Source organism: Synechococcus sp. N32 (genome assembly GCF_900473895.1).
Classification (GTDB): domain Bacteria; phylum Cyanobacteriota; class Cyanobacteriia; order PCC-6307; family Cyanobiaceae; genus Parasynechococcus.
Map to the genome: position 1 here is coordinate 1 of NZ_UCND01000017.1, position 19,278 is coordinate 19,278.

Sequence of the window (19,278 nt, forward strand, 5' to 3'; positions counted from 1 at the left end):
TGCTAATAGCAGTAGCCGCGTAATCAGAAACGCCGTTGATGTTCAGCTCGGTGGCTTGGGCGGCTGGGCTGTTGACCACAGCGAAAGGGGCGATCAGACCAAGGGCGGCGGGCGCCACCAGCAGTTGCTGGACAAACGTCATGACTGGGAAGAGATAAAAAAAACCCCAGAGGTGATCCCTGGGGTCAGAAGCTGTGAAACGGCGTGCTCGTGATCAGTCGATCAGGGCCACCCAGGCAAAGGCCATGCCGATACCCATCCAGATGCCGGCGCCAAGCCGTTGCCCCTGGGAGCCGAGGCGCTCAACCAGAGACTTGGACCAGTTGCTCACCACCAGCAGCAGCGCGCCCTGGCCAATCAGCAGGCCCAGGAAATAGGTGAACAGCGGGGTGGGTTCCGCTCCAACGATGGTGCTGCCCAGCAGAAAACCGTGCAGGGCCACTAGCGGCAGCAACCAACGGGTGGAGGCCACGGTGAGAGCCATCAAACCCTCCACCACCAGGCTGAGGGAGACCATGGCCTCCGCCCAGGGAGCAACGGCATCCGGCAGGGGGACGAACTGCGACAGAACACTGCCGCCCAGGCCAGCAGCCAGCAGAGGAATCACCCAGGCGCGGGGACGTTGCAGGCCGATGAAGGCGATGGCCAGCAGAAACAGGAGATGGTCAGGACCCAGCAGCGGGTGACCAACGCCACTGAGCAATCCCTGCAGGGGGGTGAGGGCAGCGCTGTCGCCCATCCCGAAGGGATGATGGGCGACAGCTGGACTAGCCAAAAGAAGAACCGCCAGAAGCGAAGGGCCGGCGATCTGCAGGGGCCTGCGCAGGGCCAGTGGCAAAGAATTCAAAAGTCGATCCTCGTCGGTTTGATCTGGCGGGCGTTCTGACTGACGTGGGCGTAGAGCCGACGTTTCACAGCTGCGGGACAGCGGCAGATTTTCACTGCTCTTTCCCCGTTTCCTTCAGCGGCTGTTCCCCGCTGAAACCAGCACCCCACCCTACCGGCGACACCACAACGCGTCAGTTCAAGGCTTATTCGGCCTCTGGAAGTGCATCGGCTAGGGCGGTGGTGTGGAAATTCCAGCGATCGCCGTCCTCCAGCCAGAGCTCCCATGCCAGGCGGCGCCCGCTCCGTTTCAGTCGCAGCTGGCCGCCAAAACCAGCCGGAGAGGGCTGATAGAGCTCGGTGATGTCGCCAACAGGGGCTCCATCCCGGCTGAACACCTGCTCCACCTGCTCACCAAGCCGGGCCGTCAGGTCGCTGCGCAGCTCATCAACCGTCACACCTGCCCACTCGAGAAATCGAGGACAAGATCGCCAACGTCATCCCGGCTGATCTGAAACCCGAAGCCATCAACAGTGCCGGTCCACAGGCCCGCATCGAGATCCGCCTCGACCCCCTCCTGCTGCTCCACCTTGTGATCGAAGAGCAGGCCGAAGCAATGGGCGGCGACCTGCGCGGCCTGGGACGCATCCATTTCATCCAGTTCGTGGGCTTCCACCGGACACCCATCGAGCAGTTCGGCATCGATGACGTTGCCGGACCCAACGTCCTCCACAAGAGCTTGCAAGCCAGCCAGATCGTTCATTGCCGTCGCCGTTGAAGCAACACACGCATCACCATCATCCCTGGGCCAGAGCGGTGGTGAGGGCCGTGTCCACGCTCAAGGTGCGGGATCCCAGATGCACCGGCTGCGCGATCACCGCCTGAGCCAACTCCAGTTCAAACGGCACAAAACCGCCCTCCGGCCCCACCATCACCACGGCAGCCCCCGCTGGGGTGTCGCGCAAGGGAAGGGAGGCCCCCATCTGTGCCATCCAGCAGGGCCTTCCGGCACAGAGATCTTTGAGCAGGTCTTCGACAAAGGGTCGAAAGCGCCTGTGCTGATGCACCCGGGGCGCCACCGTGTCACTGGCGCGCTCCATCCCCGCAAGCAAGGCCTCGTGCACCTTTTCGGGTGCGAGCAAAGGCGACTGCCAATAGCTCTTTTCCACCCGGGCGCAGTTGATCAGGTGAAGGTTGGCCACGCCGTATTCGGCCACAGTGCGGAACAGACGGCGCAGCACCTTTGGCCTCGGCAAGGCCAGAACAATGTCGAACCGATGGCGAGGCGGCGGTGGCTGGTTGAGGTCCACCTCCAGCACCACGGCATCTGCATCTAGGGCACAGATGCGGCCCTGGCCCAGATCGCCATTCAGCTCACCAACTCGGATGCTGTCGCCCACCGCAGCTCTAAGCACCGAACGGATGTGATTCGCCCGACGATCCACAAGACGAACCCTCCGTTCATCCAGCCAATCGGAACGGTTGAGAACAACGATGTTCATGGCTGGATCTCAGGGATCAACAGCACGCCGTCACCAACAGATCCGTCAGTTCAGCACAACCATCCCCACGGCCAACAATCCTCAGCAGTGTTCGAACACCCCGGGGATCAACTCCTGCTCGCGGCGCGCCTGAAACTCAACGTCGGCAGCACGCAGTGCCGCAGGATCGTCCTGGAACCAGCAGCCGTAGAGAAGATTCAAGATCCGATCAACATCGAGATCACGATCAGCCACGTCCTGCCAGAGGCGTTGGCTTAATTCGGCATCAGCCAGCTGAAATTGAGCCTGGGCCAGACGTCGGGCTGCGTCGAAATGGACCTGTTGCAACTGCCGCGACGGTGAGTCGTACTGAAGCAACCGTCCCTGGATCGTTTGAAGCAAACCCATGCCATCAGCTTGGCTGCATTCAGATTGAATCCGCAGATACCGATCGACAATGGGTCGTCATGCTGGTTTTCAAACAGCGGCACCAAAGCCGATCAGAAGAAAGCGATCAACACTGATCAAATCCCAAAAGAATCTGGTCCTGCAAGCCAGCGTGATTGAGGCCTGGACGGTGCAATTGCAGGGCCGGAAGAAGATCGAGCACAAGATTGTTGGCCCGGCGGGATTCAACGCAAACGCCAACGCGATCCCCCACGGAACGGGCCAGACGGATCTGATCCATCACCAGTTGCAACTGGAACATCTGCTGGTCGAGGCTTCTGGCATGGGCAGCCCCGTTGAGACTGCAGCCCAGCAGCACGCTCAACCACCAACCCTGTGATCGCATCGGCATCACACCACCAGAAGGCATCCCCTCCTCAACGTCCCATGCCGCCTCCCCCTGGGGTGAGCATGCGAATGGCCTCGCCCGCTTGGAGCTCCAGCTGCACAGCACCGGGCAGGGGATGGGCCACCCCCTCATGATCCAGCCGCAGGTTCTCGCCACAGGCACCACTGGCCCCACCGTTGAGACCGAACGGGGCCACCTGCCGCGAGCCACTGATCAGCGACACACTCATCGGCTCGAGGAAGCGGATCGTGCGCTCCAAGCCGTCGCCCCCGGACCACAAGCCCTGGCCGCCACTGCCGGAGCGCACCGCGAAGGATTCCAAGCGCACCGGATAACGGCTCTCCAGCACCTCGGGGTCCGTCAGCCGCGAGTTAGTCATGTGCGATTGCAGCCCCACCGATCCGGCAAAACCCTCACCCGCGCCGCCACCACCGGCCACCGTTTCGTAGTACTGGCAGCGGCCATTGCCGAAGCTGACGTTGTTCATCGTTCCCTGGCCGGCCGCCTGGGCGCCGAAAGCCGCGAACAGCAGATTGCAGAGGGCCTGAGACACCTCCACGTTGCCGGCCACCACAGCGGCGGGGGGCCGCGGATTCAACAGACAGCCCTCCGGCACCACCAGATCGAGTGGCGCGAAACAGCCCTCGTTCAAGGGGATGTCGCTGTCGAGAAGACAACGGATCACGTACAGCACAGCCGCCCGCGTCACCGCCAGGGGGGCGTTGAAATTGCCCGGCCGTTGGGGCGATGTTCCGCTGAAATCCAAACGCAAGCGTTGGCGTTTGGGATCAAGGCTCACCTGCACCACCAGGCAGGAACCGTCATCCAGGGCCAGCTGATGCCGGGCGTCCGTCAGGCGCAACAGCAGCCGCTGAACACTGCGGGCTGCGTCTTGCTGCAGCAGGGTCATCTGCCGTTGCACCAGGGTCTGCCCCTCCCGCTTCACGAGGGATTGCAGCGCCACAATCCCCGCCTGATTGGCCGCCACCTGCGCCTGCAGGTCGGCCAGCAGTTCCGGAGGGTTGCGGGGCGGCGTCGCCATGCCGCCCCACACCGCTTTCAGATCAGCGGCGAGAACCCGGCCCTGGCGCACGAACAGCTGGTTGCGCAGCAGCAGGCCCTCATCGGCAATGGTGCGACTGAAGGACGGCATTGATCCGGGAGCGATGCCACCCACATCGGCGTGATGGCCACGGCTGGCCACAAAGAAGCTGGGCTGATCCCCATCGCAGAACACCGGCGAGATGGCGGTGATGTCGGGCAGGTGGGTGCCGCCGTGGAAAGGGTCATTGCTGAGCAAAGTGTCGCCGGGCTGCAGCGGTGCGACATCACCACTCGCCACCTGGGCCAGCAGGTCGCGGACGCTGTCGCCCATTGATCCGAGGTGCACCGGAATGTGGGGGGCATTGGCCACCAGGGCCCCCGTGGCATCAAACAACGCACAGGAGAAATCCAGGCGCTCGCGGATGTTCACGGAGCGACTGCTCTGCCGCAGCTGTTCCCCCATCTGTTCAGCGATCGCCATGAAGCGGTGACGAAACAGTTCCGCCTGCAACGGATCGTGGGCACCGGCCTGTGCCAGCTCCGGTGATTCTTCTGCGGGATGCGAGCGCTCCAGCAACAGCGTGCCCCCCTCAGCCACCCTGGCCTGCCAGCCCGGCTCCAGCACCGTGCAGCCCGTGGCTTCGGCGATCAGGGCCGGGCCTGCAAGCCGCTGATTCAGCCGCAGGGCAGCGCGGTTCAGCAACGGCACCTGCGTCCAACCGCTCGACTCCAGGTGCATCGACACCTGCGGCGATGGCTGCACCTCTGGCGTTGGTTCGGCCATCTCAGCTGCGGCTGTTGCTGTGGCTGTTGCTTTAGCTGCGGTTGTGGCGTCGAACTGTTGGGGAGCCGTGACCTCAACATTGAGCTGTTCGACGATCAGGGCCTGATCGGCATCAATGCAGTAGCCGTAGCGTTGCTGATGGCTCGACTGGAAGGCCGAGATCACGGCATCAACGCCTTGCTCGGCGACCCAAGGGAGCATCAGGGTCTGCTCTGCAGAGGGATAACGCAGAGCCAGGCTGACCCAGACCTCCGGCTCCCCCGCCTCGGCATCAGCACCATCCCCCTGGCGATGCAACATCTCCCTTGCTTCAGCCATCAGTCGCTCCACCTGATCCGGCAGGGCCGCCAACAGCTCGGGTGAGAGGGCAGTGCCGAGATGCACCTGCCGCCGGCAGCGCTGGCGGGCCTGACCCATGCCAAAGGCGGAGAGAACGCCGGCCATGGGATGCAACAGCACCGTGTTCAGCCCCAGTTCGTCCGCCAAGCGACAAGCGTGCTGACCACCAGCCCCCCCGTAGGCCACCAACACCCCGCCGCGAATGTCCTCACCGCGATGCAACGAGACCCGGCGAATGGCCGCGGCCATGGTTTCCACCGCCAGTTGCAACGCTCCGGATGCAACCCGCTCCGAGGTCTGCCCCAGCGCTGCCGCGAGCTCCGCGAAGCGATGCCGCACCACCTCCACATCCGGTGGTAGATCCCCGGACGGTCCGAACACCGCCGGGAAGCGGTCCACCTGCAGCCGCCCCAGCAGCAGGTTGGCGTCGGTGATGGTGAGCGGTCCGCCGGCGCGATAACAGGCCGGGCCCGGTTGCGCTCCAGCGGAGCGTGGCCCCACCCGCAACCGCTCCCCCTGGAGCTCCAGCACTGATCCGCCACCGGCCGCCACGGTTTCAATAGGCAGGCGTGGGGCCAGCAACTGCAAGCCGGCGATCTCGGTCTGCTCCTTCACTTGCCGCAGGGCCTGGTCATCGGCGCAAGCCACGCAGAACACATCCGTCGACGTGCCCCCCATGTCGAAGCCGAGCACCGGCACCCCGTCAAAGCCAGCCATCCGCGCTGCGGCAATCGCACCAACCATCCCCGCCGCCGGCCCCGAAAGGATGGTGTCTTTGGCCTGCAGTCTGCCTGGAGCCTGCAACGCTCCGCTGGAGGTCATCACCCGCAGGGGCGTGGCGGCGCCCAACGCCCCCTGCACCTGCTGCAGGTAGCCATCCAGCACCGGATGCACGGCCCCCTCCACCAAGGCCGTCTGACCCCGCGGCACCAGGCGGGGCATCACACTCACCTGGTGGGAGCAGACCACGGTGCGAAAGCCAAGTTCCCGCAGCAATGCAGCACAGCGCTGCTCATGGGCTGGGTTGCGTTGGGCATGCAACAACGCCACCACGGCGACGTCCAGGCCGGAACGGCGCATCTCCTCAAGACGCCGCATCAGCGACTGATCCAGCACCAGGGGCTCCACCTCCTTACCCCGGGCATCGAGCCGACCGGTCAGCTCCAGCACCGTTTGCGCCAGGAAGGGGCGCTGGGGCTGCTCGAGCGCGAACAGATCGTCGCGGTGTTGATCGCCGATCCACAGCTGATCCCTCAGTCCGGCATTGGTGAGCAACAGCAGCGGCGCACCAGCCCCTTCCAGCAGAGCATTGGTGGCCACGGTGGTGCCGAGACGCACGTCGTCAACGTCGCCCAACTCCACGGGTGGAGAAGCCGACGCCAACATCGCTTCCATCGCCGACACCGCAGGGTCTCCAGCACCGGCCTGCTCCGAGAGCACCTTGCGCACGTGCAGCTGGCCTTCTGGATCGCGACCAATCAGATCGGTGAAGGTGCCACCGCGATCAATCCAGAAGCACCACCCCATCTCAGGCCCTGGCCAACGTCGTCCCAGCCTGCCGCCTAGGCCAATCAACAAACCATGTCGACGCCCCCCGATGGGCGAGCTGAACTGAGAACGTTGAGAAGCAACCGCCGCCCGAACGCTTGGACAAGCTCGCCACGGCCTGGGCGATCTTTCAGGGGTTACTGCTGGAAGCCGTTCCGTTTCTGCTTCTCGGCGTTGCCATCGCAGGCCTGGCCCGATGGGCCGTGCCACCGGGTGCCTGGATCGAGCGGCTCCCCAAGAACCCAGTGCTGGCACCGATCATCGGGGCCCTGATGGGTTTTGCCCTTCCGGCCTGCGAATGCGGCAACGTCCCCGTCGCCCGCCGTCTGCTGGCCAGCGGGGCACCGATGGGCACGGCCTTCGGCTTTCTGTTTGCAGCTCCGGTGCTGAATCCCATCGTGCTGGCCAGCACCTGGGCCGCGTTTCCCAATCAGCCTTGGCTGCTGGTGGCCCGGCCATTGGGGGCCTTTCTGCTGGCGATCCTGCTGAGCTTGTTGCTGGTGCAACTGCCCGAGACGCAGCTGCTGGCCACTGCGCTTCTGGAGGAACGCCGCATGAGCCAGCCCCTTAGCAACCTGGGATTGCTGCAGCGCAGCAGTGGTGTGATCGGCGGATCACCCAGCCCCCCCCGATCCATGAACGGCAGACGCCTCAAGGCCTGGCAGGTGCTGGACCAGAGCTGCCGCGAATTTCTCGATCTGCTGGCTCTGCTGGTGCTGGGGTGCGTGATTGCGGCCCTGGTGCAGACCTGGCTGCCGCGCAGTTGGCTTTTGGCCGTGGGGGGCGCGCCGACGGCATCGATCCTGGCCTTGATGCTGCTGGCGGTGGTGGTGTCGGTCTGCTCCAGCGTGGATGCCTTTCTTGCCCTGGGGTTTGCCGCTCAGATCACCCCCGGAGCCCTGCTGGCCTTCCTGTTGCTGGGGCCCGTTGTGGACCTCAAACTCGCTGGCCTGTTCACCGTGCTGATGCGGCCAAGAGCAATCCTGATCACCGCGATCGGTGCCAGTCTTGGCGTGCTGTTGATCGGTCAGTGGATCAACCTGTGGCTGCTGTGAGGGGCCGGTTGTGCTGAAGCGCGGAACCCTGCTGCTGCTCTGGGGCCTGACGCTGTTGTGGAGCTTCCACAGCGGACGCCTCGATCTGCTGCTTCGCGGGGTCTTCCATGGCCTGGTGGGGGTCACCGGCCTGGTCTTGCTGATGCTGGGCGTGGCCCTTTTGCTGAAAAGAGAGAAGCAAGCCGAACGCTGGCGCTGGCCCTGGCTGCTCAGTGGCGTGATGGCTGCGCTGGTGCTGGTCCTTCCGCCGAGCCCCTCCTTCAGCGATCTGGCCAGCAACCGCCCCCAGGGCCTGCCCGATCCACCGGAGTTGGCCTTTGTTCTGCCCCCCGAACAACGCAGCCTCACGGAATGGGTGCGCTTGCTGCGCAGCCAGCCCGATCCCGACCTTGTGGCCGGCAATCCTGTGCGCATCAGCGGTTTTGTCTGGAGGCAACCCCAGGGCCCACCGCTGATCGCCCGGCTCACGGTGCGCTGTTGCCTGGCCGATGCCACACCCGCTGGCCTGGCCGTGGAGTGGCCGGAGTCATTCATCCCCCAAACCAACCAGTGGTTGGCCATCGAGGGAACGATGGGCGTGCAGACGCGGAAGGAACGGCGCATCCCCGTCGTGATTCCCCAAAACATCACGACGATTGCCAGGCCCGAGCGGCCCCTGGAACCATGACGCGGCGGCCCTTGCTGCTGATGCTGATGGCCTGCGCCGCAGTTCTGGCGCAGCAACAACTGCTGTTGCGACAGCCTCCGCGGCTGCTGCGCCTGGTGCCCCAACAGGTACAAAGCGGCAGCGCGGCCCTGGATCTGCAGTTCAGTCGCCCGATGGATCGGCCCCAGGTCAGCGAGGCCACTCGAATCACTCCAGCCGTGCCCCATCAGTGGCTGGGGGAGACGACAGCACTGCGGATGGTGATTGATGCGGATGTCGTGCTCACGGCTCCGCTCGAGCTATCGATTGCAGGGGAGGACCAGCGCGGGCTGCAGCTGGGGCAGCAGCAATGGTGGTGGGACCCGAGACCCTGGCTGATCGCAACACGGCCTGTGCAGGGAGGCGAACAGGTTCAACTGCAGACGCGATCAGGAGCGTGGATACCGATCAGTCGGGTCTGGCCCGCCATCCCCAGCGTCGTCCCCCTCGGAAATGGCCGGGGTATCGCCCTGGTGGGACGCGATCAGAACGGCACCGAACAAGTGTGGTGGGATCAACTGACGCCCCGCAGCACCGCCAACCGTCTGGCGGCCTTGGGGCCACCAACGCTGAGCCGCACGGAACCCCTGTTGAAAGGCGAGGTGCTCTTCGCCCATCTCAGCAGCAATCTCAATGGTGATCTCCTGGTGCAGAGCGGTGGGTTCCAGCCGGGCAGTGACCAGGCCCTGTTGCTGCAGGCCGATGGCAAACGCAAGGCTCTGGCCCTGAAACCCTCCGGGCCGATGCAGTTGCTGCCGGCGGGAGGGGGCGTGGTGATGCCCACCAGCAACGGCCTGAGCCTCCGCCCCTTGCAAGCAACCGAGCAAAAGCCGCAGATGCTGCCGGGGAGCAGGGAGCTGGGGGCCTTCTGCGGGGCTTCAGGACGGGCCGTGCTGATCCGGCACTGGCCGGACTACAGGCGCTCGATCGAGCTGGTGGTTCCAGGGCAGGCACCGAAGCAGCTGCACCTTGGTGATCAGGCGGTGCTGGGGGTGGCCTGCGACAACCGCGGCAAACGGATCTGGGCTGTGCTGGGGCGCTGGGAGCAGCAACGGGGCAATCACGAACTGGTGCTGATCAGCGAGGCAGGAGAGGTGACACAACGGAGGGCCCTGGAGCCTTGGACGCTCAAGGCGGGCAGCCCCATCCAGTTGAACCCGGTGACGAATCAGCTGTTGATGACGCTGACGCGACCGAAGCAAACCCAGGCCCGTGCCGGCCTGATCGATGGCGACAGCTTGAAGCTCATCAACGTGATCAACACACCCATCAGCGAAGCCCAGTGGCTGAATGCGGGCTGAGCACCAAAAACTAAGCAACAAAAAAGGAGGGCAAAGCTGCCCTCCTGATCAAACAAAGCTCAAGCGATTGTTGAAACCTAGAAGGTGAATGTCACGCCAGTGCCGACATGGTGCTGCCAACCTTCACCCCAGCCGGGAGCATCTTCCCAGCTGTAGGTCTGCTGCCAGTGCAGGAACAACGTGGCATCACCGATGGGAACCGAAAGTTCGATTTCACCGGCCAAATCTGTGCGCGGATCCAATCCTGCGTAGCTGCCGGGAACATAGAAACGAGGGCCCGCTTCAATCATCAAGGAGATCTCATCACCACCAAATGTGAAGCCCAGGCCCACACGAGGATCGGTGTAGTTGCCCACATACATTCCGTCGGATTCCCAACCCTGACGGTGATCAACTGACAGATAAACACCATTCACAAGATCCTCGATACCATCGCCAAGGGCGAAATTCACATCTCCATCACCCAAAGCCCAGATCGCCTTGGCGCCAAGCTCATTCTTCAAGCCCTGAATGTCCTCACCCTGGTCTTTGGTGACGTAATAGGGGTTCCAGGACAGCTCAAAACTTAAGCGGTCATTAGGTGCATAACGGGCCTGAAGAAAGCCCTTGATATCGGTGCGCTTGAAGTCGGTGTCGTGGCTGTGGTCATGACCGTGATCATGTCCTTCGTGATCATCATGATCGTCTTCATGTTCATCATGATCTTCGTCGTGATCATCATGATCGTCTTCGTGATCATGATCGCCATGATCTTCTTCATGATCATCGTCGTGATCATCAACGTGAACCTTGCCGTAAAAGTGTTCTGCTTCTCCCCAAACCAAAGCAGGCCCAATTGCAGCTTCGATCGCAAAAGAACCGCCATTTGCGAGGCCCCACTCAAAGACGCCACCAAACATGCCATCGATGGCGTAGTGCTTGGGATCACCCTCAAGGTTGGTGTCAAATCCACCATGGCCTTCGATGGTGATGATGGGCGTGAAATCGAATTGACCGGCCTCGAGAGACTCTCCACCACTACCATGGGAGCCATGGGCCTCGGCAGGCGAAATGGAGGCGAACGGGCTCAACAGAAGAGCCAGCAGGGCAAGGCGTGAACGGAACATGAGACGAGACGGAAGAAAAAAGAAGACGGAAGAGGAAAAGGGCGTTACGTCACCGGATCGATGACCACTGCGCGTTCAAGGCATTAGCCCCAGCGGTGTCGCAGGAGCCTCCCTGGCCCTTGACGATCGTGCAGACGTTGAGGGTCGCTGTTGAAACGGCATTACGACCGGCAGCAATGCCCTCTCCATAAAGAGGTGTGGACGCGATCGGCAATCCCGTGGACTTGCTGATGCGCCTCAGGGTTTTGTTCGGAGAAGCCGAAGGGGAAAAGATGGTTTTGGCACCGGATGCTTTCACCTCTTGGGTGATTGTTTTGAGGCTGGAGGGCCGCAAAACGCCACCGGTGGTGTGACTGTCCAACATCGCAATCTCGACAAGTCCGAAGCGATCTGCGAGATGGCTGTAGGTCCTGTGATCGGTCACCAGGACCCGCTGGGCCGGGGGCAAAGAACTGAACTGCTTGGCTTCCCAGCTCTGCAAAGCCTGTAAAACAGCAACGGCACGAGCCGTGCGTTGCTGCAATGCCGCACGATCACTGGCTGGAAAAACGGGGGCCAGAGAACTTGAGATCACCCGCACCATTGCTGCGGAATTGGCCGGGTCGTGCCAGACATGGGGGTCGCTGCCGCCATAGGACGGAAGAGCGACTTCACCGACGGCCACCACCGTTCCTGGTGACTTGAGCTTTTTGGCCGACGGGGTCAGCCCGAAACCGATGTGCAAAACCAGATCACTCTTGGCGATCTGGCTGCGATCACTGGGCTTCAAGCGATAGGAATGGGGATCACCACCAGGAGGGATCAGGCACGTGACCGACGCGGCACCTGCAGCCAGGGTCTTGGTGAGATCACAGAGCGTGCCGTCGACGGCCACCACCACAGGTTGAGCCGCATGGGCCGGAACTACGGCAGCTCCAATGGCAAAAGCAAGGCTGACCCCCGCCGATCGAGCCAAAACAGGACGCATGGACGTCTTGGTGAGAATGATTATCATTTTGCTGAGCACTTGATCCCTCGCCAACATGGGGTGTGCAAAACATCAAGAGGCCCAAGTCCGGCCACCGAAGAGTTGATGAGCCATTCGTCGTGCGTGCTGAGCACAACAGAGCTGTGCTTCAGCTACGGAGGTCGCAACACCGTCGACCACGTCAACCTGCAACTCCAAGCGGGAACACTGACGGCGCTGGTGGGGCCCAACGGAGCCGGCAAGTCAACGCTGTTGTATCTGATCGAAGGCCGACTGAAACCCAGCCAAGGAACGGTCAACACCAGCAAGCCAGTCGGCCTGATGCCCCAGCGGGCCGCCATTGATTGGTCCTTTCCGATCACCGCCCGAGACATGGTGCAGCTGGGGCAGCCCAAAAAGGGCAAAGCCACAGCAGCGGACCACTGCGATCAGCTGCTGGAACGCGTCGGCATGGGAACCATGGGGAACCGGCGCCTCAACCAGCTCTCCGGCGGCCAGCAACAACGCGTCCTGCTGGCCAGAGGTTTGATGCAGCAGACCGAGATCCTGCTGCTGGACGAACCCTGCAGCGCCATCGATCCACCAACGCGCGAGCACCTGCTCAAGGTGATGCGGGATCAGGCGGAAGCCGGTCAGACGCTGCTGGTGAGCAGCCACGACTGGGGCAGCGCCCTCGACAGCTACGACCAGGTGGTCGTGATAGACAGCCAGATCCTGGCCAACGGGTCACCCGACTCAGTTCGAGAAAAACTGAGCGACCTGACTTGCATGATGGGGAGCCACTGCTGTGGTTGAACCCGACATCTGGTGGCTTCTGCCTCTGACGATCTCGGTGCTGATCGGAGCCATCTGTCCGGCCACTGGAGCGTTGCTGATCACCCAACGCCGGGTGCTGCTGGCCAACCTGATGGCCCATTCCGTTCTGCCCGGCTTGGTGATCGCCCTGGCCATCGGCATCGACCCAAGCATCGGGGGGCTGATCAGTGGACTGATGGGAGCCTTGGTGGCTGAACGCTTGAACCGGCGCTTCAAAGGCCGGGAAGAGGGCTCTATGAACACTGTGCTGGCAGGCTTCACCGCCCTGGGCGTGCTGTTGGTGCCTCTGCTAGAGGCACGGGTGGACCTGGAGACAATTCTGTTCGGCGATCTGCTGGCTGCCACCACAACAGATCTGCTGCGAACAACCATCTCAGCCAGTGCCCTGTTGGCGATGTTGGTATGGGGCTACCGCGACCTGGTGTTTGTTGGCATTGACCCCGAGGGAGCAGCCATCGCCAAGCGACCGGTGCTCTTAATTCGGCTGATCTGCAGCCTGATCACGGCCCTGGTTGTGATCAGTGCCATCACAGCCGTGGGGGTGATTCTGGTGATCGGCCTGCTGTGCGCTCCGGTGCTGATGCACGTGGAGCGCAGCCGAAGCCTGAAGGAACTCATGCTGCGCAGCGCGAGCACGGGGCTGCTTCTATGTGGTGGCGGAATGATGCTGGCGATTGCTGTTGACCTGCCACCGGGCCCACTGATCGGAACACTGTGCTTGGTTTTACTTACAACTAAAAAGTAAAAAACAGAATTGACAGCACATAGTGAATAAATACAAGAAAAAACGGATTCAGTTAGAAACCAAAAAAATTCGCATGCTATCTTCACAGGAGACTAGAAATGGCATTACACGATGTCGCAACAGAATAGACATGAGGCATTCGTTTATATTGGACCAGCAGCCCTATGCCCCAAAGATGAAGAAGGAAAGCCCTACATATTAATAACTGGTGACCAAGAGGATTGGGTCAAGCCATTAATTCAGGAAAGGTTAGGCGGAAGAAAAGAATCCCCTAGGCTTGTCATATGGCAAAACACAATTGGCAAACCTGGCACAACGAAAACATGGCATAGCTTTAATCAGCCAAGCTTGAATGGCATCGTTAAACTGGATTTGATCCAATGGTGCAATCCGGCCTTAAATATTGAACAGATTGGCTCGCGCGAGGTCGTCAACAGGAAGCTGAGCGATATTTTAAACAAGAGCAATTTCCAGGACCACGGCTTTCATTTGGTCATCGCCCAGGGAGACCCTGAACTCACCCTGAAACGATCGGAGAAAATACTAAAGAATTGCTTGTCAGTGGATCTCAGCCTCCACCCACTAGCGTTGATATGGAAGAAATCTATTGACAGTTATCTCGCTAAACAGGGCTTCATAAATTGCAATAAGGGGACATTGATCTGGCAGAAAAAGAGGCTTCAATACCAGATCACCCCTCATGCCCTTCCAAGCGAATCAGAACATTTTCTTCAAAAACCAATCCAATATCTTCTCGGGACGATTAACCTTGAGGATTGCAGAAAAGCAGGGGTCGTTGGCAGTAATTTAGTAATATTACATCAGATCGTTCAAGGCAGTGTTACCTACAAGTCAGAACCTTCAATCAAGGAGATCATCAAAACAAGAACCAAGAAACAAATCGAGAGGCTACGCAATACATTATCCTCTCCCCGTCCCTCTATTGAAAAGCAACCAATCAGGGAAACAAAAAAAGTCTTAAATCAACAACACAAACCTGTTAAGAGCACAAGCAATGATGAAGACATTCCACCCAAAAAGCATCTTCGGGGTCATATCGACGGATTTGAAGACAGTTCAGTCCTGCGTGGCTGGGTGGATGCATCAGATTTTGGCGAAGAACCATCAAAACTTTCCGTGATATGGGAAGAGCAAGATCGAATCGTTGGAGAATCAGCCGCGACACTTCAACGACCCGACCTGGAAGCGGCTGGCATCAAAAGCGGGCGTGGATTTGGGATTGATCTCACGCTGTTACGCGAACTGCCTCTCGATCAAACACTCGATCAGCCCATCAGCCTGAAAGTGATCGAGAGCAAAAGCGGGCAATCCATCGGAGACAAGCCTTGGCCACTGGACATCGAGGCTGCAAAACATACTCTTGGGTTAGCTTATTCAGACGAACTATCTTCTGAACGCAAAGAGCAGATCTATCAGTATCTCAAGACGACAAGAAATACAAGATACCTACAAATCATCCGGGAACAAATACTCGCTTTTAGCGCAACACAATGCCTGACAAACTTATGGCGCGACATTCCAGTTGGGGACCTCATCAGCCTCACAGAAAGCAACCCGAATCTGAACTACGGGGTTACCCAGGAAGCATCATGCCGATTGGAACTTGTCTTCTTTGCCTGTATCCAGATCATTCAACAGCTGGATCAGGACAACATCAACCAAAAGCCAGCTCACGGGTCAATCGAATGGCAGGGACAAAACCTCAACGAGCTGACTACAAAGATTAAAGAAAGCTGTTATACAGGCCTGCAGAAATGGGAGAAGGCACTTTTTGACGAACACGTCCGCCCTCTTTTTGACATATTGATATCGACAATCTTTCTACAAAAAGACAACAAAAAGCTTGGCAATGAACACCAAAAATTAATTGACATTCTCGCCACGATTCTCCAAGACGTCTACGTTGTTCCACGCCTGTCACTGTACTTAAGGTCAATCCTCAAAATTCAGAACGAAAACGACTATCACGAATCTTTCGGCAAGTTGGCTCATCAGATTGGCGACAGATTCAATTACTTATTGACTCATTACGCACACAACATTGGTCCATCGCAAAATAATAAAGACCTTTATTACTATACATCTGCAATCGACTTCGCAACTTTCTCTCCAGCAATTCACCGACATATTGCGGACAAGCTGAGTGAAAAACTGGGAGATCATCTTAACCATCACCCCAGAGAATCAAAACCACGCCACTGGGTGGAAAGGCTTGCCCAGATGACAAGCAATTCGGCACAGATGCTCGTTTCAAAAATGCTGAAACTGGGCTTCTCCCGCGCCAGCGTGGTTCAACTACATCAGGAGATGATCGGGATCAAGAAAGATCTTGCACATCTGATCTGGAATTTTTCCAGTGACGAAAATACAAGCCAAAACAACTGCGAAAGTCAGAAACCTCTGAAAAGATGGCTCATTGTTGGAGAAGAAAATCTGGCACAATGCTGGATGTACCGTGTTGAGCAAAAGAAGACATATCTTGAAAAACTTGGATGTGAAGTGCGCTGCATTGATCAAGAGGAGCTGCGCTCCTGGTCTTTCACCCACGACGTTCTTTGGGCTGATGCAATCATCTTCTGCAGATTACCCGCCATGTATCCGTGCCTTCGGGCGGTATCATTCGCAAAACAATGTGGCAAAAAAACTTACGCTGAAATAGATGATCTGATTTTCACTTCTGATTATCCTGCAGAATTTGAATCTTATGGAGGATCGATTCCACTAGAGCAATACAAGAATTTATGTGTTGACTATCCACTCAGACTAGGGATTCTTAATGCAGCTGACGAGGTAATTGTTTCAACTGCAGTACTCGCAGAAACCTGCAGAAATATCTTGGATGATCCAGGAAAGCCTGTTCATGTTATTCCTAATCTCCCTTTACCTGAACTGGAAACAGTCGCCGCTTCAATAGGCAAGGAGCAAGGATGGACAAAAGATGATGATATCCTGAAGATAGCGCTAACTTCAGGAACACTTTCTCACAAGCAGATTCTCAAAGAGTCAATTTATCCATGCCTTCTTGAAGTACTAGAAAAATACCATAAGGTTGAATTAGTCGTTATTGGCCATATCGAACTACCAAGCACATTCTCCAAATACGAGAAGCGAATCCAATCGGTACCCTTCACAAGCTACGCAGATTACCTCAACCTGTTGAGCCAGGCATCCATTGCATTGGTACCACTGGAAGTTCATCCAACAACCGATGGAAAGAGTGCCATCAAGTGGATGGAAGCAAGCCTGTGTGGAGCCACCTGCATCTGCTCACCTGTCAAAGCCTATACAGATGTCACATCGAACGGAAGAGATGTGATGATCGCCGAAAACATTGATGAGTGGAGAATCAGCCTGGATACCTTGATCAGAGATCCTGAGCTAAGACAAACACTCGCCAGAAATGCCTATCAATCAACTACACAGCAATTCAATAGGAGAATAGGCGAACAAATCTGGACAAACCTCATCCAGGCTGAGCAAAAAATATCAACAAGCAAGCCAAAGAAGAAAGTTTTAGTTATCAACGTGTTTTTTGCGCCTCAAAGCATCGGAGGAGCAACACGCGTGGCACAAGACTATGTTGAAGAGTTGCTCCTGGATGAGACGACTGACTATGACGTGACTGTGCTTTGTACAGAATATGATCACTGGCAAACTGACATTGGAAAGAAGAAAAAGAAATTAAAAGAACAAACTGATTTGGAGCAGAATGGTGCAATAGATGAAACAAATAAGACCTATTCCTTGAGTGGTACAACAGCTGAGGAATTGATCGAACTTGAGACGTCTTTAAAAGATCAAGGAGAACAAAAGTACAAGTACCGCGAATCGATCAGCATTGACTACAGCAATTGGAAAGGTGCCAAAGTGGTTCGGCTGAATCTCCCATCAAAACCGTGGGCAATTCATAAAGACAATGATGTCGAAGAGTTCTGCAAACAGTTTTTCAAAGATGAAAAGTTTGATCTGATTCAGTGCCACTGTGTCCAGGTTCTGACAGCTTCACCATTGATTGCTGCACGACAGCATGGCATTCCCTACGAAATCATCATGCATGATGCTTGGTGGATGAGCGATGAACAATTCCTCGTCTCACAAGCTGGACGCGTCATTGATCCTTCAGATCCCCTGGGTCATTTTGATGAAGAGCCCAGTGAAGAAGACAAATCTGATGCATTAGCCCGTCGTGAAGATCTTTACAGCATTCTTGAAGCAGCTGAGCGACGCATAGCAGTCTCTGCAGCATTCAAGAATGTGTGCTCAGCAGCAGGAATTCAAGATGTGGAAGTCAAGGAAAACAAATTCCAATCAATGAGCACCAGTCGAGGATCGAAGAGGAAAAAACGAACAAGCAATATGCCCATTCAGATCTGCCATATTGGTGGAATGAGCATGCACAAAGGTTATCAACTATTGAGACAAGCAGTGAAATCAATGCAATCAGGTCTTAACCTTGAATTTACAGTTGTCGATCATCGGCTAAGTTCAAAAGGCGACGAATACAATGCAAATTGGAACGGATACAAGGTGCATTTCATTGCTCCCATTCCAATGGATAAAATGGATCTGTTTTATGCAAGCCAAGACGTTCTTGTTGCTCCATCCATCTGGCCAGAGAGCTTCGGCTTGGTGACAAGGGAAGCACTGAGTGCAGGTCTTTGGGTGATCGCCAGTGATTCTGGGGCCCTGGCTGAACCTCTGCTCCACTGCAACTCTCCGCACGGAAAAGTCATTCGTCCGAACAGTGTCGAAGATCTCAGTCAGGCGTTAATAGAATGTCCTCAACATTTAAACCATAATGCTTAACAACATAAATTTCCTGAATCACCCCAAAACAACAATGCAACCCGAATTATCTTTCCTCATCTGCGGACTCGAACATAGTGGCACAACAATGGCGTCGGACCTGTTCAGGGAGCATCCCGAGGTCGAATCGGGTTTTGAATGTGGTGTTCTTCTCTGTAAAAACCCTCAAGAGTTTCTGGGCTTTACACCTTTTCGTAACCACATGGCAGTGGGTTGGGGTATCGAAGAAAGCGATCTTACTTATGCTTGCGAGGCACCAAGCTATGAACTATTTTATCAACGACTGTTCGAACGATCAAAGATTGTTCAAGCCAAACATCCCAAATTTGTCTTTGACAAGACACCTCGCTACGTCACACAGCTGAAAACAGTACAGTTGCGATTAGATCTTCCAGCGATTGTGCTGATTAAAGATCCGCGCTCCCTCGCGCTTTCAGATTTCAAAAGGTCAGGTAAAAAATTAGAAGAAATAGACCTTTGGTATGAAAACTGGAAAATTCCAAAACTTCTTTACATGCGATCTGCATATGAAGGTTATAAATATGCCTGGAACAGTGATCGCTGCATCGTCATTCGACTTGAGGATGTTTGCTTCAACGCCAAAGCAACCGTGGCATCAATGTTTGATTTTGCTAATCTTGATTTCAACTGCGAGTATCTAGATCTTCGCAACAAGAGATTTGGAAATACATCGGGCTCTTCGATTAGCGTCAACTCATGCATGCAATTCATGAGTGCTCTCCCTGAACACATCCAATCCAGAATTACGGAGGATTTTTCTGAATTTGATCGGTGGTTTTACGATTTTTGATTCAATAAAAATCGATTTAATCGATATTTCATTTTTTTCATCAACATACGTTCCTGCTCCAGTCGGAAGGTGCGCCTGAAGGCCAGGAACAACACAGTCAGCGTTGAGGTCATCCCCACGCTGAATAGGGCAATCAAGCTTGCATCGC

The 19,278-nt window shown here is 57.1% G+C and carries 16 protein-coding genes and 1 riboswitch; of the genes, 7 read left to right on the forward strand and 9 right to left on the reverse strand.

Annotation, left to right across the window (positions count from 1 at the left end; all coding sequences use genetic code 11):
• Positions 1 to 214: 214 nt before the first annotated feature.
• The 7 genes from DXY35_RS11890 to DXY35_RS11920 form a co-directional block, all read right to left on the reverse strand.
• Positions 215 to 847 (reverse strand): HupE/UreJ family protein, encoded by a 633-nt coding sequence (locus tag DXY35_RS11890; protein WP_115082516.1) that lies wholly within the window; start codon positions 845 to 847, stop codon positions 215 to 217.
• 7 nt (positions 848 to 854) lie between these two features.
• A riboswitch (cobalamin riboswitch) is annotated at positions 855 to 1,004 on the reverse strand.
• 27 nt (positions 1,005 to 1,031) lie between these two features.
• On the reverse strand, positions 1,032 to 1,283 hold the full coding sequence (locus DXY35_RS11895; RefSeq protein ID WP_115082517.1) for a hypothetical protein: 252 nt from the start codon (positions 1,281 to 1,283) through the stop codon (positions 1,032 to 1,034).
• Positions 1,280 to 1,588 (reverse strand): hypothetical protein, encoded by a 309-nt coding sequence (locus DXY35_RS11900; protein ID WP_115082518.1) that lies wholly within the window; start codon positions 1,586 to 1,588, stop codon positions 1,280 to 1,282. The genes DXY35_RS11895 and DXY35_RS11900 overlap by 4 nt, the downstream gene beginning before the upstream one ends.
• Positions 1,589 to 1,622: 34 nt before the next feature.
• Positions 1,623 to 2,327, reverse strand: coding sequence for a 16S rRNA (uracil(1498)-N(3))-methyltransferase (locus DXY35_RS11905; protein WP_115082519.1), 705 nt, complete (start codon positions 2,325 to 2,327; stop codon positions 1,623 to 1,625).
• An 81-nt stretch (positions 2,328 to 2,408) separates the two neighbouring features.
• The gene (locus DXY35_RS11910; protein WP_115082520.1) at positions 2,409 to 2,714 is read right to left on the reverse strand and encodes a hypothetical protein; all 306 of its coding nucleotides are present in this window, start codon (positions 2,712 to 2,714) and stop codon (positions 2,409 to 2,411) included.
• A 106-nt stretch (positions 2,715 to 2,820) separates the two neighbouring features.
• The gene (locus tag DXY35_RS11915; RefSeq protein ID WP_244273157.1) at positions 2,821 to 3,105 is read right to left on the reverse strand and encodes a hypothetical protein; all 285 of its coding nucleotides are present in this window, start codon (positions 3,103 to 3,105) and stop codon (positions 2,821 to 2,823) included.
• Positions 3,106 to 3,130: 25 nt separating this feature from the next.
• Entirely contained in the window at positions 3,131 to 6,796 is a 3,666-nt protein-coding gene (locus DXY35_RS11920; protein WP_115082573.1) for a hydantoinase B/oxoprolinase family protein, read from the reverse strand.
• A gap of 119 nt (positions 6,797 to 6,915) precedes the next feature.
• On the opposite strand from DXY35_RS11920, the gene DXY35_RS11925 reads away from it, so the two are divergent.
• Genes DXY35_RS11925 through DXY35_RS11935 form a run of 3 tightly spaced genes read left to right on the forward strand, consistent with a single transcriptional unit; the run spans position 6,916 to position 9,858 of the window.
• Positions 6,916 to 7,872, forward strand: coding sequence for a permease (locus tag DXY35_RS11925; RefSeq protein ID WP_115082522.1), 957 nt, complete (start codon positions 6,916 to 6,918; stop codon positions 7,870 to 7,872).
• 13 nt (positions 7,873 to 7,885) lie between these two features.
• Complete coding sequence (locus tag DXY35_RS11930; RefSeq protein WP_115082574.1) at positions 7,886 to 8,539, forward strand: TIGR03943 family protein; 654 nt, start codon at positions 7,886 to 7,888, stop codon at positions 8,537 to 8,539.
• Positions 8,536 to 9,858 carry a hypothetical protein gene (locus DXY35_RS11935; RefSeq protein ID WP_115082523.1) on the forward strand — a complete coding sequence of 441 codons (1,323 nt, stop codon included), beginning with the start codon at positions 8,536 to 8,538 and terminating at the stop codon, positions 9,856 to 9,858. The genes DXY35_RS11930 and DXY35_RS11935 overlap by 4 nt, the downstream gene beginning before the upstream one ends.
• A gap of 77 nt (positions 9,859 to 9,935) precedes the next feature.
• On the opposite strand, the gene DXY35_RS11940 is transcribed toward DXY35_RS11935, so the two are convergent.
• Together DXY35_RS11940 and DXY35_RS11945 are read right to left on the reverse strand one after the other, a co-directional pair.
• On the reverse strand, positions 9,936 to 10,964 hold the full coding sequence (locus tag DXY35_RS11940; RefSeq protein WP_115082524.1) for a hypothetical protein: 1,029 nt from the start codon (positions 10,962 to 10,964) through the stop codon (positions 9,936 to 9,938).
• A 49-nt stretch (positions 10,965 to 11,013) separates the two neighbouring features.
• Positions 11,014 to 11,931: a metal ABC transporter substrate-binding protein gene (locus tag DXY35_RS11945; protein WP_244273158.1), complete on the reverse strand. Its 918-nt coding sequence runs from the start codon at positions 11,929 to 11,931 to the stop codon at positions 11,014 to 11,016.
• 105 nt (positions 11,932 to 12,036) lie between these two features.
• Here DXY35_RS11945 and DXY35_RS11950 point away from each other — a divergent pair, with 105 nt between their 5' ends.
• The 4 genes from DXY35_RS11950 to DXY35_RS11965 all read left to right on the forward strand — a co-directional run bounded on the left by DXY35_RS11950 (position 12,037) and on the right by DXY35_RS11965 (position 19,130).
• On the forward strand, positions 12,037 to 12,726 hold the full coding sequence (locus tag DXY35_RS11950; protein ID WP_115082576.1) for a metal ABC transporter ATP-binding protein: 690 nt from the start codon (positions 12,037 to 12,039) through the stop codon (positions 12,724 to 12,726).
• The gene (locus DXY35_RS11955; protein WP_115082525.1) at positions 12,719 to 13,492 is read left to right on the forward strand and encodes a metal ABC transporter permease; all 774 of its coding nucleotides are present in this window, start codon (positions 12,719 to 12,721) and stop codon (positions 13,490 to 13,492) included. The genes DXY35_RS11950 and DXY35_RS11955 overlap by 8 nt, the downstream gene beginning before the upstream one ends.
• Positions 13,493 to 13,603: 111 nt before the next feature.
• Positions 13,604 to 18,319: a glycosyltransferase gene (locus DXY35_RS11960; RefSeq protein WP_115082526.1), complete on the forward strand. Its 4,716-nt coding sequence runs from the start codon at positions 13,604 to 13,606 to the stop codon at positions 18,317 to 18,319.
• A gap of 34 nt (positions 18,320 to 18,353) precedes the next feature.
• Positions 18,354 to 19,130, forward strand: a complete 777-nt coding sequence (locus DXY35_RS11965; RefSeq protein WP_256359529.1) for a sulfotransferase — start codon at positions 18,354 to 18,356, stop codon at positions 19,128 to 19,130.
• Positions 19,131 to 19,278: the final 148 nt, after the last annotated feature.

Bases quoted from the DNA above. Each gene is read 5' to 3' on its own strand.
- DXY35_RS11915 (WP_244273157.1), bottom strand. From the start codon at position 3,105: ATGCCGATGCGATCACAGGGTTGGTGGTTGAGCGTGCTGCTGGGCTGC.
- DXY35_RS11965 (WP_256359529.1), top strand. From the start codon at position 18,354: ATGCAACCCGAATTATCTTTCCTCATCTGCGGACTCGAACATAGTGGC.
- DXY35_RS11920 (WP_115082573.1), bottom strand. From the start codon at position 6,796: ATGGGGTGGTGCTTCTGGATTGATCGCGGTGGCACCTTCACCGATCTG.
- DXY35_RS11905 (WP_115082519.1), bottom strand. From the start codon at position 2,327: ATGAACATCGTTGTTCTCAACCGTTCCGATTGGCTGGATGAACGGAGG.
- DXY35_RS11910 (WP_115082520.1), bottom strand. From the start codon at position 2,714: ATGGGTTTGCTTCAAACGATCCAGGGACGGTTGCTTCAGTACGACTCA.
- DXY35_RS11940 (WP_115082524.1), bottom strand. From the start codon at position 10,964: ATGTTCCGTTCACGCCTTGCCCTGCTGGCTCTTCTGTTGAGCCCGTTC.
- DXY35_RS11950 (WP_115082576.1), top strand. From the start codon at position 12,037: ATGAGCCATTCGTCGTGCGTGCTGAGCACAACAGAGCTGTGCTTCAGC.
- DXY35_RS11900 (WP_115082518.1), bottom strand. From the start codon at position 1,588: ATGAACGATCTGGCTGGCTTGCAAGCTCTTGTGGAGGACGTTGGGTCC.
- DXY35_RS11960 (WP_115082526.1), top strand. From the start codon at position 13,604: ATGTCGCAACAGAATAGACATGAGGCATTCGTTTATATTGGACCAGCA.
- DXY35_RS11935 (WP_115082523.1), top strand. From the start codon at position 8,536: ATGACGCGGCGGCCCTTGCTGCTGATGCTGATGGCCTGCGCCGCAGTT.
- DXY35_RS11945 (WP_244273158.1), bottom strand. From the start codon at position 11,931: ATGCGTCCTGTTTTGGCTCGATCGGCGGGGGTCAGCCTTGCTTTTGCC.